At 70.7% G+C, this 13622-nt stretch carries 12 protein-coding genes; 5 read left to right on the top strand and 7 right to left on the bottom strand.

Going from position 1 to position 13622, the window contains the following annotated elements; genetic code table 11:
* The first annotated feature begins 88 nt into the window (after nt 1-88).
* Complete coding sequence (locus OUY22_RS31545; RefSeq protein WP_408638230.1) at nt 89-370, top strand: Dabb family protein; 282 nt, start codon at nt 89-91, stop codon at nt 368-370.
* Here OUY22_RS31545 and OUY22_RS31540 read toward each other — a convergent pair.
* Both OUY22_RS31540 and OUY22_RS31535 read right to left on the bottom strand, forming a co-directional pair.
* Entirely contained in the window at nt 367-591 is a 225-nt protein-coding gene (locus OUY22_RS31540) for a hypothetical protein (RefSeq protein WP_270158895.1), read from the bottom strand. The genes OUY22_RS31545 and OUY22_RS31540 overlap by 4 nt on opposite strands.
* A 132-nt stretch (nt 592-723) precedes the next feature.
* Nucleotides 724-2529 carry an acyl-CoA dehydrogenase gene (locus OUY22_RS31535; protein ID WP_270158894.1) on the bottom strand — a complete coding sequence of 602 codons (1806 nt, stop codon included), beginning with the start codon at nt 2527-2529 and terminating at the stop codon, nt 724-726.
* A gap of 91 nt (nt 2530-2620) precedes the next feature.
* On the opposite strand from OUY22_RS31535, the gene OUY22_RS31530 reads away from it, so the two are divergent.
* Nucleotides 2621-3439 (top strand): class I SAM-dependent methyltransferase, encoded by an 819-nt coding sequence (locus OUY22_RS31530; protein ID WP_270158893.1) that lies wholly within the window; start codon nt 2621-2623, stop codon nt 3437-3439.
* Between the two features lie 32 nt (nt 3440-3471).
* The gene (locus OUY22_RS31525; RefSeq protein ID WP_270158892.1) at nt 3472-3849 is read left to right on the top strand and encodes a VOC family protein; all 378 of its coding nucleotides are present in this window, start codon (nt 3472-3474) and stop codon (nt 3847-3849) included.
* A 4-nt stretch (nt 3850-3853) separates the two neighbouring features.
* Here OUY22_RS31525 and OUY22_RS31520 read toward each other — a convergent pair whose 3' ends face one another.
* On the bottom strand, nt 3854-4300 hold the full coding sequence (locus tag OUY22_RS31520) for a hypothetical protein (RefSeq protein WP_270158891.1): 447 nt from the start codon (nt 4298-4300) through the stop codon (nt 3854-3856).
* A gap of 90 nt (nt 4301-4390) precedes the next feature.
* Here OUY22_RS31520 and OUY22_RS36975 point away from each other — a divergent pair, with 90 nt between their 5' ends.
* A complete protein-coding gene (locus tag OUY22_RS36975) occupies nt 4391-5308 on the top strand; it encodes a GNAT family N-acetyltransferase (protein WP_408638229.1) in 918 nt (305 codons plus the stop codon).
* Here OUY22_RS36975 and OUY22_RS31505 read toward each other — a convergent pair.
* Nucleotides 5287-5829: a PadR family transcriptional regulator gene (locus tag OUY22_RS31505; RefSeq protein WP_270158890.1), complete on the bottom strand. Its 543-nt coding sequence runs from the start codon at nt 5827-5829 to the stop codon at nt 5287-5289. The two genes, OUY22_RS36975 and OUY22_RS31505, sit on opposite strands and share 22 nt — an antisense overlap.
* Nucleotides 5826-7865, bottom strand: coding sequence for a molybdopterin-containing oxidoreductase family protein (locus tag OUY22_RS31500; RefSeq protein WP_270158889.1), 2040 nt, complete (start codon nt 7863-7865; stop codon nt 5826-5828). The genes OUY22_RS31505 and OUY22_RS31500 overlap by 4 nt, the downstream gene beginning before the upstream one ends.
* A gap of 116 nt (nt 7866-7981) precedes the next feature.
* Between OUY22_RS31500 and OUY22_RS31495 the strand changes: the two genes are divergently transcribed.
* Nucleotides 7982-10414 carry a lysylphosphatidylglycerol synthase transmembrane domain-containing protein gene (locus tag OUY22_RS31495; protein WP_270158888.1) on the top strand — a complete coding sequence of 811 codons (2433 nt, stop codon included), beginning with the start codon at nt 7982-7984 and terminating at the stop codon, nt 10412-10414.
* On the opposite strand, the gene mgrA is transcribed toward OUY22_RS31495, so the two are convergent.
* Nucleotides 10383-11381, bottom strand: a complete 999-nt coding sequence (gene mgrA, locus OUY22_RS31490) for an L-glyceraldehyde 3-phosphate reductase (protein WP_270158887.1) — start codon at nt 11379-11381, stop codon at nt 10383-10385. The genes OUY22_RS31495 and mgrA overlap by 32 nt on opposite strands.
* Nucleotides 11378-13426, bottom strand: coding sequence for a S9 family peptidase (locus tag OUY22_RS31485; RefSeq protein WP_270158886.1), 2049 nt, complete (start codon nt 13424-13426; stop codon nt 11378-11380). The genes mgrA and OUY22_RS31485 overlap by 4 nt, the downstream gene beginning before the upstream one ends.
* Between the last annotated feature and the right edge of the window lie 196 nt (nt 13427-13622).

Below are 13622 nucleotides of genomic sequence, written 5' to 3'. Positions count from 1 at the left end.
CCCCCCCCCCCCCCCGCCGCGGTCGTCCGCCAGGGCCGCGGCGGACCGGGCCTGATCAGGTCGATAGGGTGCGGCCATGATTCGTCACGTGGTGCTTTTCACCTGGTCGCCCGAGGCCACCGAGGAGCAGAAGGCCGCGGTCGCGGCCGGGCTGAGCGCGCTTCCCGGTCAGATCCCGCAGATCCGCTCCTACGCGTTCGGCCCCGACGCCGGCATCAACACCGGCAACCACGACTTCGCGGTCGTGGCCGACTTCGACGACGAGGACGCCTACACGGCCTATCGCGACCATCCGGCGCACCAGGCGGTGATCGCCGACCACATCAGGCCGATCCTGGCGAGCCGCGCCGCCGTGCAGTACGCCTGTTAGACCTCGGGCGGGTTGTTCTCGCGGTGCATCAGCCGGTTCTCGGAGGTGCTGCCGCGCCTGGGCGCCAGCACGAGGCTCAGCACGACGCCCACCCCGCCCACGATCATGAAGATGAGACCGATGACGTCCATGTGGACGCTGTCGCCGAACACGTCGGGCTCGATCGCGAACCTCAGGATGGCGCCGAGCGTGAGGAAGAAGATGCTGACCCCGACACCCATGACGGCCTCCACTGGCAAACAGTCCGTACGCCCACGGTCATACCCGAGTATGGACGATCACTACCGTGCCTGAGAACGCCGGACGCCCGCTCCGCGTACGGAACGGGCGTCCAGGGCGGGCGTCCGGGTCCGCTAGAAGGCGTCCTCCGGCAGCTCCATGACCTGCAGGCCGGTGGCGTCGAGGATGCGCCGCTCGGCGGCCAGGCGCGGCAGCACGGTCTGGGCGAAGAACCCGGCCGCGGCCACCTTGCCCTGGTAGAACGGGTCCTCGCCGTCCGCCAGCTTGGCCAGGGCGACCTCGGCCTGGCGCAGCAGCAGCCAGCCGATCACCAGGTCGCCCAGCGCGAGCAGGAACCTGGTGGTGTTCAGGCCGACCTTGTAGACCTCCTCCGGCTTGTCCATCGAGCCGATCGCCCAGGCCGCCATGGTGTCGCCCATGGCCTTGACCTCGGCCGCGGCCTCGACGAGCAGCTTGCGCTCCTCCTTGAGCCGGCCGTTGCCCGCCTCGGAGGCGGCGAACGCGTTGATCTCGGCGATCAGCTTGCCGATGGCGGAGCCCTGGTTGCGCAGGATCTTGCGGAAGAACAGGTCCAGGCCCTGGATGGCGGTCGTGCCCTCGTACAGGGAGTCGATCTTCGCGTCCCTGATGTACTGCTCGATCGGGTAGTCCTGGAGGTAGCCGGAGCCGCCCAGGGTCTGCAGCGAGCGCGACAGCATCTCGTACGAGCGCTCGGAGCCGACGCCCTTGACGATGGGCAGCAGCAGGTCGTTCATCTCCTGCGCGTGCCGGTCGTCCGGGTCCATCTGCACGGCGTCCTGGAAGGTGGCCGTGTAGAGCACGAGCGCCCGCATGCCCTCGGCGTACGCCTTCTGCAGCATCAGCTCGCGGCGCACGTCCGGGTGGTGGATGACGGTGACCCGGGGGGCCGTCTTGTCGGCCTGACGGGTCAGGTCGGCGCCCTGCACGCGGGTCCTGGCGTACTCCAGGGCGTTGAGGTAGCCGGTGGACAGGGTCGCGATGGCCTTGGTGCCGACCATCATGCGGGCGTGCTCGATGACCATGAACATCTGCTTGATGCCCTCGTGCACGTCGCCGACCAGCCAGCCGATCGCCGGGTGCTTCTCGCCGAAGGTGAGCTCGCAGGTCGTGGAGACCTTCAGGCCCATCTTCTTCTCGACGTTGGTCACGTACGCGCCGTTGCGCTCGCCGAGCTCGCCGGTCTCCAGGTCGACGTGGTACTTCGGCACCAGGAACATCGACAGCCCCTTGGTGCCGGGCCCGTGGCCTTCGGGCCTGGCCAGGACCAGGTGGAAGATGTTCTCCGTCATGTCCTGCTCGGCGCTGGTGATGAAGCGCTTGACGCCCTCGATGTGCCAGGTGCCGTCAGGCTGCTGGACGGCCTTGGCGCGGCCGGCGCCGACGTCGGAGCCCGCGTCGGGCTCGGTGAGCACCATGGTGGCGCCCCAGTTGCGCTCGATGGCCATTTCGGCGAAGCGCTTCTGCTCGGGGGTGCCGAGCTTCCACAGCGTGTAGGCGAAGCTGGGGCCGGCCGCGTACATGTAGACCGCCGGGTTGGCGCCGAGCACCAGCTCGGCCGTCGCCCAGGCGAGGCTGCGCGGGACGCCGGGGCCGCCCAGGTCCTGCGGCAGGTCGAGGTGGGCCCAGCCGCCGTCGATCATGGCCTGGTACGACTTCTTGAAGCTGTCGGGCAGGGTCACCGACCCGGTGGCGGGATCGAACACGGGCGGGTGGCGGTCGCTCTCCTCGAACGAGTCGGCCAGCACCGTGGTGGACAGCCGGTTGACTTCTTCCAGGAGGCCGCGTGCGATGTCCTCGTCGATCTCCGCGTAGGGACCGCTGCCGAGGATCTCGCGTCGCCCGAAGACTTCGAAGAGGTTGAATTCGAGGTCACGCAGGTTGCTCTTGTAGTGGCCCATGGGTGCAGCTCTCCTTGAACCCGGTGCGTCATGTACTGGCCAGTAACCTTACCGGGAATGCTACCCGCGGGTAACCACTGCCATGCATGGCATGCTCGACTCCATGGACGCCGAAGAGCTCGCCGCGCTCTGGCGGGAGCGCCTGGAATCCTGGGCCATCCCGGAGAAGATTCTGGCCGCCGCGCCGGCCGACCCCTGGTCCTATCCGCTGGCGCGCTTCACCGCCCGGACCGACCAGGCGCTGGCCGAGCCCGACGAGGGCCCCACACTGGCCCGGACGGCCGAGGCGCTGCCCGGCGGAGGCGCGCTGCTGGACGTCGGCTCCGGCCCCGGGGCCGCGTCCCTGCCCCTGCACGCGCGGATCGGTCACCTGTACGCGGTCGACACCTCGGGCGAGATGCTGGAGGAGCTGGCGGCCCGCGCCGACAAGCTGGGCGTGCCCGTCACCACGGTCACGGGCCGCTGGCCCGACGTGGCCGAGGGAGTGCCCGAGGTCGACGTGGCCGTCGCCGCCCACGTGGTCTACAACGTGCCCGACCTCGACCGCTTCCTGCTCGCCCTGGCCGCGCGCAGCCGCGGCCGGGTGGTGCTGGAGCTGCCCAACCGTCACCCGATGAGCTGGCTCTCGCCGCTGTGGGAGCACTTCCACGACCTCGTGCGGCCGGTGCGGCCCATCGCCGAGGACTGCGTGGCGCTGGCCGCCGCGCTCGGCTTCGACGTCCACGTCGAGGAGCGGGAGTCCCCGCTGGAGCGGTTCGGCTCGCTGGAGGAGCTGGCGGCCAGCGCCTGCCACCGCCTCTGCCTGGACCCGTCCCGGGCCCAGGAGGTCGGGCGGACGGCGCTGGAACTCGGCATGTGGCCGCTGCCCCGCGACCGCTGGGTCACCATCTGGTGGGACCGGCCCGTTTGACGCCCTCGCCCGCGCCGCGATTGGGTGGACGGATGATCGAGATCCAGTGCGTGACCGTCGACTGCGCCGATCCGTACACCCTCGCCACGTGGTGGGGCCAGGCGCTCGGCCTGCCGCTCGGCGAAGGCGACAAGCCGGGTGACGAGGAGGTGATGCTGCGCACGGAGCGCTACCCGTTCCTGCTGTTCATCCGCGTCCCGGAGGGCAAGTCGGTGAAGAACCGGCTGCACCTCGACGTCAGCGCCACCCCCGGGAGCACCCGCGAGCAGGAGGTCGAGCGGCTGCTCGGGCTCGGCGCGAGGCTGCACGCCGACCACCGCGCCGCCGGCGGCAAGGGCTGGGTCACGATGCTCGACCCGGAGGGCAACGAGTTCTGCGTGTGCCGCAGCCAGGCCGAGCGCGAGGCGTGAGCGGTCATCGGGTCACGGCGCGGCCCTTCACGGTCAGGGTCAGGATGCCCGCGATGACGTACACCAGCAGGCCGTGCCAGAGGGCGTCGAAGCCGGCGCCGAACACGCCCTCGCCGTCGAAGATGAGCTGCACCGGATAGTCGAGCACCGCGGAGAGGCCGGCCGGCATCAGCGCGAACTTCCACGGGTGCCGCAGCCCCCACTGCCGCGCCTGCCGGGTCACGCGGTCGCCCTCGTGCGGCTTGGCCACCGCCCCGATCGCGGCGATCAAGGTGAACAGGGCGACGCCGAGGCCGAGCGCCCAGCTGAGATCGCCGCCCCCGGTGATCAGCCCGACGCCGAGGCCGGCCGCGGCCACCGCGCCGCCGCCGATGGCGGCGGCCTTCCACGGGGCCCCCCGCAGCGCCGCGCCTGCCAGGGAGACTTCATCGCGTCGCGTGATTTCGTTCATGTCCTCAGCGTGCCTGGACGCGTCCCTTGCCCACATCGGGGATGCACCTGATTTCGACCCTGGTACGAAGTTCCTGGGAAGATGCGGCCCATGGATGAAGTCATGATCGAGCGGTTCGGCCCGGACGAGTGGGAGCGGCTCAAGACGGTCCGGTTGCGGGCGTTGCGGGACACACCGGACGCGTTCGGGTCCTCGTACGAGCGGGAGAGCCGGTTCACTCCCGAGACCTGGACCGAGCGGCTGACCGGGTCCTGGTGGCGGGTGGCCGTGCGGGAGGGCCGCGACGTGGGGCTGGTCTGCGTGCGGATCGAGGAGGGCAGAGCCCATCTGCTGGCCATGTGGGTGGCGCCGGAGGCCAGGAACCGCGGCGTCGGCTCGCGGCTGGTTGACGCGGCGGTGGAGCGGGCCCGGCAGGCCGGCGTGGAGGAGGTCGAGCTGTGGTGCGCCGACCACAACGCGGCCGCCCGCGCGCTCTACACGGGCAAGGGGTTCACGCCCAGCGGCAGGACCATGGGCCTGCCGTCGAACCCGGACATCCCGGAGTCCCACTACCTGCTGTCGCTGCTCTTCCGCGCCGCCCGCAGGGACGACCTGCCCGCGATCGTGGCGATGCTGGCCGACGACCCGCTGGGGGCCCGGCGCGAGGGTGACCCCGGCGACCCGCGCTACCTGGCGGCGTTCGAGCGGATCGACGCCGACCCGTACGACGAGCTGATCGTCGCCGAGCGCGACGGCAAGGTGATCGGCACGATGCAGCTGAGCTACCTGGCCGGGCTGTCACGGCTGGGCGCCGAACGCTGCCAGATCGAGGCGGTCAGGGTCGCCGCCTCGGCCCGCGGGCAGGGCCTGGGCCGCAGGATGATCCGGTGGGGGATCGACCGGGCGCGCGCCCGCGGGTGCGTGATGGTGCAGCTCACCTCCGACAAGTCGCGCGCCGACGCGCACCGCTTCTACGACTCGCTCGGCTTCACCGCCTCCCACGAGGGCTACAAGCTCGCGTTGAGCTGATCGAGCATCCACCTGCACCACTCGGCCCGGTGACGCTCGTACCCGAGCCCGCAGCGCAGCGCCGCGTAGTTGCCCCAGCGCGGGTCGCCGAACGCGGGCGGCCCGCCGATGGCCTCCTCCTCCCGCGCGTACTCGACCAGGCGCGCCTCGTGCCGGGCGAGCTGGTCGGCGAAGAGCCGGCGCAGCGCCGCCGGGTCGGCGAGCCCCGCGGCGTACGTCTTGAGCACCAGTTCGTCGCGTTCGGGCCGCTCGCGCGGCGGCTCGGTGATCCACGCGCGCAGCGCGGCGGTGCCGTCGCCGGTCAGGCGGTAGATCTTCTTGTCCTGCGGCCCGGGGCCGGCCTCCTTCTCGTACGTCACCAGCTCGGCGGCCAGCAGCTTCTGCAGCTCGGCGTGGATCTGGCTGTGGCCGGCCGTCCAGAAGTAGGACACCGGCCGGCGCATGGAGGCGGCGATGTCGTACCCGGTGCGCTCGCCGCGGGCCAACACGGCGAGGATCGCGAATCCCAGCGTTGAGGTCATGTGCCCCCCGGGTATTGTCGCGTTCCTGGATCGGCACAAGGGATGAGCTCCACCCGGTTGTCGTGGTAGACCGCGCCCCTGCCCAGGTCGGCGTCGCGCTCCTCGACCACCGCGTTGGCGTTCGCGCCGCCGGGGCTGAGCTTGGGCCAGCGGCCCTTGGGCGAGGCCACCACGCCGGGAGCCACCCGGTCGCTGACCTCCACGTCGGCCAGGAACTCGCCGACGGCGTTGCGCACCCGCACCCGCTGCCCGTCCGTCAGCCCGCGTGCCGCCGCGTCCGCCGGGTTGACCAGCACCACCGGGTCCTTGGCCCGCCGCAGCAGCTCGGGATTGTTGCCGAACGTGGTGTTGAGAAACGTGTGCGCCGCCGGGGTGATCAGCACCAGCCCGTCGTCGGTCAGGGAGGAGCGCGGCGGCACGTACGCCTTGCCCCGCGGCGGGAAGCGCATCCGCCCGGAGCCGGTGGGGAAGCCCTCGGCGAACGGGGCGAAGGGCGTGGGATAGTTCATCCGCGCCCAGCCCTCCTTGCGCAGCCGATCGAGTGTGACGCCCTCCAGCGACGGGTGACCGCTCGACAGCAGCTCCTCGGCCAGCTCCAGGTCCGAGGCGAACAGCGACGGCTCGGTCATCCCCAGGTGCGCGGCCAGCCGCCGGAACGTCTCGGTCGTCGACAGGCACTCGCCGGGCGGAGCCGTGGCGGGCTCGTTCCACAAAAGGTAGAGATGCCCGTAACCGGCGTGCAGGTCGACGTGCTCGGTCTGCATGGTGGCGGGCAGCACGATGTCGGCGTAGTCGACGGTGTCGGTCGGGAACTGCTCCATGACCACCGTGAACAGGTCCTCGCGGGCCAGGCCCGCCCGCACCGCGTTGCCGTCGGAGGTCGAGCCCGCCGGGTTGGCCGCGTAGACCCACAGGCACTTGACTGAGTCCGGGTCGGCCAGCTCCGAGCCGAGCCGGGTCATGGTGAGCGTGCGGACCGGTCCGGGCAGCAGGTCGTCGCGGGTGTCGACGGCGAGGTGCACGTGGCCGCTGGTCGAGTACGCCACGCCGCCGCCGGGGTGGCGCCAGTCGCCGGTCACGGCGGGGATCGAGGCGATCGTGCGCAGGGCGGTGCCGCCGCCCGCGTGCCGCTGGATGCCCATGGTGGCGCGGATCGCGGTGGGCCGGGTGTGAGCCAGCCTCGTCCCCAGCCTGTGGATGGCCTCGGCCGGGATGCCGGTGATCCGCGCCGCCCGCTCCGGCGGACACTCCAGGATCTCCGCCCGGAAGTCCTCCCAGCCCTCGGTGTGCGCGGCCAGGAACTCCTCGTCCTGGGCGCCCTCGGCCAGCACCACGTGCAGCAGGCCGAGAGCGAGCGCCGCGTCGGTGCCGGGGCGGATCGCCAGATGCTCGTCCGCCTGGTCGGCCGTACGGGTGCGGATCGGGTCGACGGCCACCACGTACGCGCCGTCGGCGCGCGCGTCCTGGATGAACTTCCACAGGTGGTGGCCGCTGGTGAGGGTGTTCGTGCCCCACAGCAGGATCAGCCCGGCCAGCGCGAAGTTCTCCGGGTCCATGCCGCCGGGGGTGCCGTTGGTCAGCCTCAGCCCGGTGTTGCCGGCGGTCGAGCAGATGTTCAGCCAGTGCCGGGACGCGCCCAGCATGTTCCAGAACCGCCGTCCCGCCACGCCCTCGCAGCCCTGCAGGTAACCGAGCGACCCGGTGCCGAGGTAGGGCCAGATCGCCTGGCCGCCGTGCTCCTCGACGATGCCGCGCAGCCGTACGGAGATCTCCTCCAGCGCCTCGTCCCAGCTGATGCGCTCGAACCGCCCGGACCCCTTCGGGCCCACCCGCCGCAGCGGGTACAGGATGCGGTCGGCGGACCGGGAATGCTCCAGATAGCGGTTGACCTTTACGCAGAGCGCGCCACGGGTGTAAGGATGGTCCGGATTGCCGCGCATGGAGACGGCCTCGCCGTCGCGCACGGTGACCACCCAGGAACACGTGTCAGGACAATCGAGCGGACAGGCGCCCAGTACCCTCACATCACCTGGCATGAGTCAAAGCCTAGAGGCAAGAGGCTCCCAACCCGGTAGGCACGTTCACGTGACGATTCGGACACTAGGGCCGCAGGAACGCGCGCTCTCGCGTGGAAGGTGCAGAATCGCTGTCGGTGGTCGAAATCAAAAAAGACGAGGACGCGGAGGGACCCTCTCACGGGAACCCGCCCGCGCCACAGGCGCGCGCCGAGCCCCACGTGCACGTGGTGGAGCCGCTGCTGCCGCAGCGCCTGCGCCGCCCGTCCGACCTGCTGCGCCTGCTCGTCACGCTGGTCGCGCTGGGCGCGGTGATCCTGCTGGCCCTGGTCGCCAAGCAGACCCTGTACGGGCTGGAACGGGACGTCACCGAGGGCACCACCCTGGTCCCGCTGCTCAGCCGGGTCGCCACGTTCATCGGCGGCGCCGCCGTGCTGATCGTCCCGGTCGCCTTCGCCGTGGAGCGGGTCTTCCACCGTGACGGCCTGCGCGTCGCCGAGGGCCTGATCGCCGCCATCATCGGCATGGTCGGCGCGTTCCTGATCGGCCAGTGGCTGATCGCGGGCAACGCCGACGACCTCAGCCAGCTGCTCACCGGCGGCCGCGACATCGAGCCGCTCAACACGCTGCTCACGTCCGTCCTCGCCTACACCACCGCGGTCCGCGTCTCACGCAGGCCCACGTGGCGGGCGCTCATGTGGACGGTGATCGCCCTCTACATCCTCGCCCTCTACTCCGGCAGGCAGATCACGCTGCCGGGCGCCATCGTCACCGTCCTGGTCGGCATGGCCATCGGCTTCGCCACCCTGTACGGCATCGGCAGCCCCAACACCAGGCCGCCGGGGAGCGCGGTGCTCGCGGCGCTGCGCAAGCTGTCGTTCAAGCCGGTGTCGGCCCGCCGCATCGAGGACGACACCCAGGGCAGCCGCCGCTACACCGTCGGGCTCGCCGACGGCGCCAGGATCGACGTCACCGTCCTCGACCGCGACCGCCAGGTGGCGGGCCTGCCGTACCGGCTGTGGCGGCGCTTCCGGCTCAGCACCGAGACCAGGCGAAAAGCCATCCGCTCGCTCCGCGCCGAGCTGGAACGCGAGGCCCTGATGGCCTACGCCGCGCAGGCGGCGGGAGCCAGCACGCCGCGGCTGCTCGGCACCAGCGAGATCGGCACCGAGGCCGCGCTGCTCGCCTACGAGCACATCGACACCAGGCCGCTCGACGAGGTGCCCAGCGAGGAGATCGACGACGATCTCCTCCACCAGATCTGGGAGCAGGTGTCGCTGCTGCAGATCCAGCGGCTCGCGCATCGGCGGCTCACCGGCGAGGGCATCCACCTCGACCAGGCCGGCCGGGTCGTGCTCACCGACGCCCGCAGCGGCGAGATCGCCGCCGGCGACCTGCTGCTCCGCCTCGACATCGCCCAGCTCCTGGTCTACCTGGCGCTGCGCGTCGGCCCGGAGCGCTCGGTCCGCACGGCCAACGCGGTCATCGGGACGGAGTCGCTGGCCGCCGCCATGCCGCTGCTGCAGCGCATCGCGCTGACCCGCGAGACCCGTTCGGCCCTGGCCAAGGACAAGAACCTCCTCGGCGCCATCCGCGAGCAGATCGTCGCACTCGAACCCGAGGTGACGGTCGAGGAGATCCGGCTGGAGCGGTTCCGGCCGCGCACCCTGGTCACCATCATCGCCAGCGCGCTCGCCGCCTACTTCCTGCTCTCCCAGCTCAGCCGGGTCAACCTGGTCGATGTGGTGGTCCAGGCCAACTGGGCCTGGTCGGTGCTGGCGCTGGGCGCCTCGTTCGTCAGCTTCGTGGCCGCCGCGCTCATGCTGAGAGGCTTCGTGCCCGACGCGCTGCCGCTGTGGCGGACCACGCTCGTGCAGTTCGCGGCCTCGTTCGTGAAGCTGGTCGCCCCCGCCGCCGTCGGCGGCGTCGCCATCAACACCCGCTACCTGCAAAAGCGCGGCATCGCGCCGGCCCTGGCGGTGGCCAGCGTCGGCGCCTCGCAGCTCGTCATGTTCGCCTTCCACATCGCGCTGCTGCTGCTGTTCGCCTACATCACCGGCTCCAACACCGCCAGCACCTTCACCCCGTCACGCGGCCTGGTGGTGGTGCTGCTCGCCGTCGCCCTGCTCGTCGTGGTGCTGCTGGGGGTGCCGCCGCTGCGCAGGCTGGTGACCCGGCGGATGCGGCGGCTGTTCTCCAACGTGCTGCCGCGGCTGCTGGACGTGCTCCAGTCGCCGCGCAAGCTGATCGAGGGCTCGATCGGCACACTCATGATCACGCTCACGTTCGTGCTCTGCCTGTACGCGTGCGTGCACGCCTTCAACTGGCAGATCGGCTTCACCACCGTCGCGGTCGTCTACCTCACGGCCAACGCCATCGGCTCGGCCGCGCCCACGCCCGGCGGCCTGGGCGCGGTCGAGGCCTCACTCACGCTCGGCCTCACCGTCGCCGGGGTGCCCGCCGAGCTGGCCACCTCGGCGGTGCTCCTCTACCGGCTGCTCACGTTCTGGCTGCCGGTCCTCCCCGGATGGGCGTCGTTCACCTACCTTCAGCGGCACGAGGCGCTGTGATCGCGTCGACGGCCGCCAGCTCGTCCTCGGTGAACGCCGGGCCCTCGACGCACGCCACGTTGTCCTCCAGCTGCCTGACGCTGCTCGCGCCGATCAGCACGCTCGTCACCCGCGAGTCCCTGAGCGTCCACGACAGCGCCATCTGGGCCAGCGTCTGACCCCGCTCCGCGGCCAGCTCGTTCAGCCGGCCGGCCAGCTCGGTGTCGATCCGGTCGGCACTGAGGAACCGGCTGGTGGCCGCCCGCGAGTCCGCCGGGACGCCCTTCAGGTAGCGGTCGGTCAGCAGGCCCTGCGCCAGCGGCGAGTACACGATGCAGCCCATGCCCGCCTCCTCCAGCACGTCCAGCAGCCCGCCCTCGATCCACCTGTTGATCATCGAGTAGGACGGCTGGTGGATGAGGAGCGGCGTGCCCAGCTCCCGCATGATCCTGGCCGCCTGCGCGGTCTTCTCCGCCGAGTAGTTGGAGATGCCCGCGTACAGCGCCTTGCCCGAGCGCACCGCCCGGTCCAGCGCCCCCATCGTCTCCTCCAGCGGCGTGTCGGGATCCGGCCGGTGACTGTAGAAGACGTCGACGTACTCCAGGCCCATCCGCGCCAGCGACTGGTCCAGGCTGGCCAGCAGGTACTTGCGCGAGCCCCACTCGCCGTACGGGCCGGGCCACATGTCATAGCCGGCCTTGGTCGAGATGATCAGCTCGTCCCGGTACGGCGCGAAGTCCTGCCGGAAGATCTGGCCGAAGTTCCGCTCCGCGGACCCGCCCGGCACGCCGTAGTTGTTGGCCAGGTCGAAGTGCGTCACCCCGAGGTCGAAGGCGCGCCGCAGGATCGCCCGCGAGGTGGCCAGGGGGCGGTCGTCGCCGAAGTTGTGCCAGAGCCCCAGCGACACCGCCGGCAGCTTGAGCCCGCTGCGCCCGCTGCGGTTGTACGGCTGCCGCTCGTAGCGCGCCGGGTCGGCCGGATAGGTCACGCGGTGCCCCTCTCGATCATCCACGCGAGCGCGAACGCCTCCTCCCGCCAGGCGTCGTAGCGCCCGCTGCGCCCGCCGTGGCCCGCGCCCATCTCCGTCTTCAGCAGGAACGGCCCCCCTGCGGCGGTCGCGCGCAGCCGCGCGATCCACTTGGCCGGCTCGTGGTAGAGCACCCGGGTGTCGTTCAGGCTGGTGATCGCGAGAATGGGCGGGTACGTCCTGCCGTCCACGTTCTCGTACGGCGTGTAACCCTTCATGTAGGCGTACACCTCGGGATTGTGCAGCGGGTCGCCCCATTCGTCCCACTCGATCACGGTCAGCGGCAGCGACGGGTCGAGGATGGTGTTGAGCGCGTCCACGAACGGCACCTCGGCCACCACGCCCGCGAACTCCTCCGGCGCCAGGTTCACCGCCGCGCCCATGAGCAGCCCGCCCGCCGAGCCGCCGCGGGCGATCACCTTCGAGCTCCAGCCCGACCGCTTCATGTGCCGGACCGCCGCCACGAAATCGGTGAACGTGTTCTTCTTCCTGGTGAGCTTGCCGTCCTCGTACCACTGACGACCCATCTCGCCGCCGCCGCGTACGTGCGCCACGGAGAACACGAACCCCCGGTCGAGGATCGACAGCCGCGGCACCGAGAACGACGGGTCGATCGACGTCTCGTAGCTGCCGTAGCCGTAGAGCACCGTCGGCGCCGGGAGCGTGCAGTCCTTGCGCTTGACGATCGAGATCGGGACCTTGGTGCCGTCCTCGGCCGTCGCCCACTCGCGGAACTGCTCGTAGTCGTCCGGATCGTAGCCGCCGAGCACCGGCCGCCGCTTCAACAGGATCAGGTCCCTGCTTGCCAGGTCGTAGTCGTAGACGCTGGGCGGGGTGACCATGCTGGTGTAGCCCAGCCTGAGCCGGTTCGTCACGAACTCCGGGTTCCCCGCCGGCGACACGTCGTACAGCGGCTCAGGGAACTCGATCTCGTACGGAGGCTCGCCGTTGTGCGGCAGCACGCGCAGGCCGGTCAGCCCGTCACGGCGGAAGTGGAGCACTGCTTGCCCGGCGAACGCCTCGATCTCCAGCAGGCGGGTGTCGTCGCGGTGCGGGATCAGCGGCGTCCACGCGCCCGGGTCGTCGAGCGGCGCGGTGGCCAGCTCGAAGTTGCGCGCGTTCTCGTTGTGCAGCACGTAGAAGAAGTCGCCGGCGTGCTCGACGCCGTACTCGACGCCGGTCTTCCTGGGCCGCACCAGCCGGAACTCGCCGGACGGCGTGGTCGCGTCCAGGAGGCGCACCTCGCTGGTGATCTTGCTGCCGGCTCCCAGCACCAGGTAGCGCTCGCTCCTGGTCAGCCCGATGCCCACCCAGAACCGCTCGTCGTCCTCCTGGTAGACGAGCGTGTCCTCGCCCGTGCCCAGGGTGTGCCGGTAGACCTGGTAGGGCCGCCAGGCGGAGTCCACCCGGGTGTAGAAGAACGTCGAGCCGTCGGCCGACCAGGCGCCGCCGTAGAAGATGCCCGCGATCTCGTCGGGCAGCAGTTCGCCGGTCCGCAGGTCCTTGAACCGCAGGGTGAACCGCTCGCCGCCGCTGTAGTCGGTCGAGTAGGCCAGCATCGTGCCGTCGGGCGACACCGAGCTGGTGCCCATGGCGAAGAACGGGCTGTCACCGGCCAGCTCGTTGCCGTCGACGATGATCTGCTCGTTCTCCAGGCGTTCGCCGGGGGTGATGTCGGGAGGCGTCTCGCTGTCCGCGGGCACCCGGCACGACACCGCGTACTGCTTGCCCTCCTCGGTGCGGGTGAAGTACCACCACGCGCCCTTGCGGCTCGGCACCGTCAGGTCGGTCTCCTGGGTGCGGTTCTTGATCTCCTGGAACAGCTGGTCGCGCAGTTCCGTCAGGTGAGAGGTCTCCTGCTCCAGGTAGGCGTTCTCGGCCTCCAGGTAGGAGATCGTGTCGGGGTCGTCCTTGCCGGCCAGCCACGCGTACTCGTCGATCACGGTGTCGCCGTGATGGACGCGCTCTGCCGGGATCTTCTTCGCCACAGGCGGATTGCTGCTCACGTGGGGAGTCTATGGTCGGCCGTGATCGTTTTGTGGCCTGCCGGGGCGGGCGAGGGCGGCTTGAGCACTCCGAGGCGCTGCTAATCTTATGGAGCCGGCGTGGTCCGGCGACATTTCTCCACTTTTCAGAGATTCGAGTCAATTTGACACGGATTCGAGAGGGTGCGAGGATGAAAGAGAAATGAAACGCCCCGAA

Source organism: Nonomuraea corallina (genome assembly GCF_027620315.1).
Taxonomy (GTDB): domain Bacteria; phylum Actinomycetota; class Actinomycetes; order Streptosporangiales; family Streptosporangiaceae; genus Nonomuraea; species Nonomuraea corallina.
This window is presented reverse-complemented; position numbering and strand designations above follow the sequence as displayed.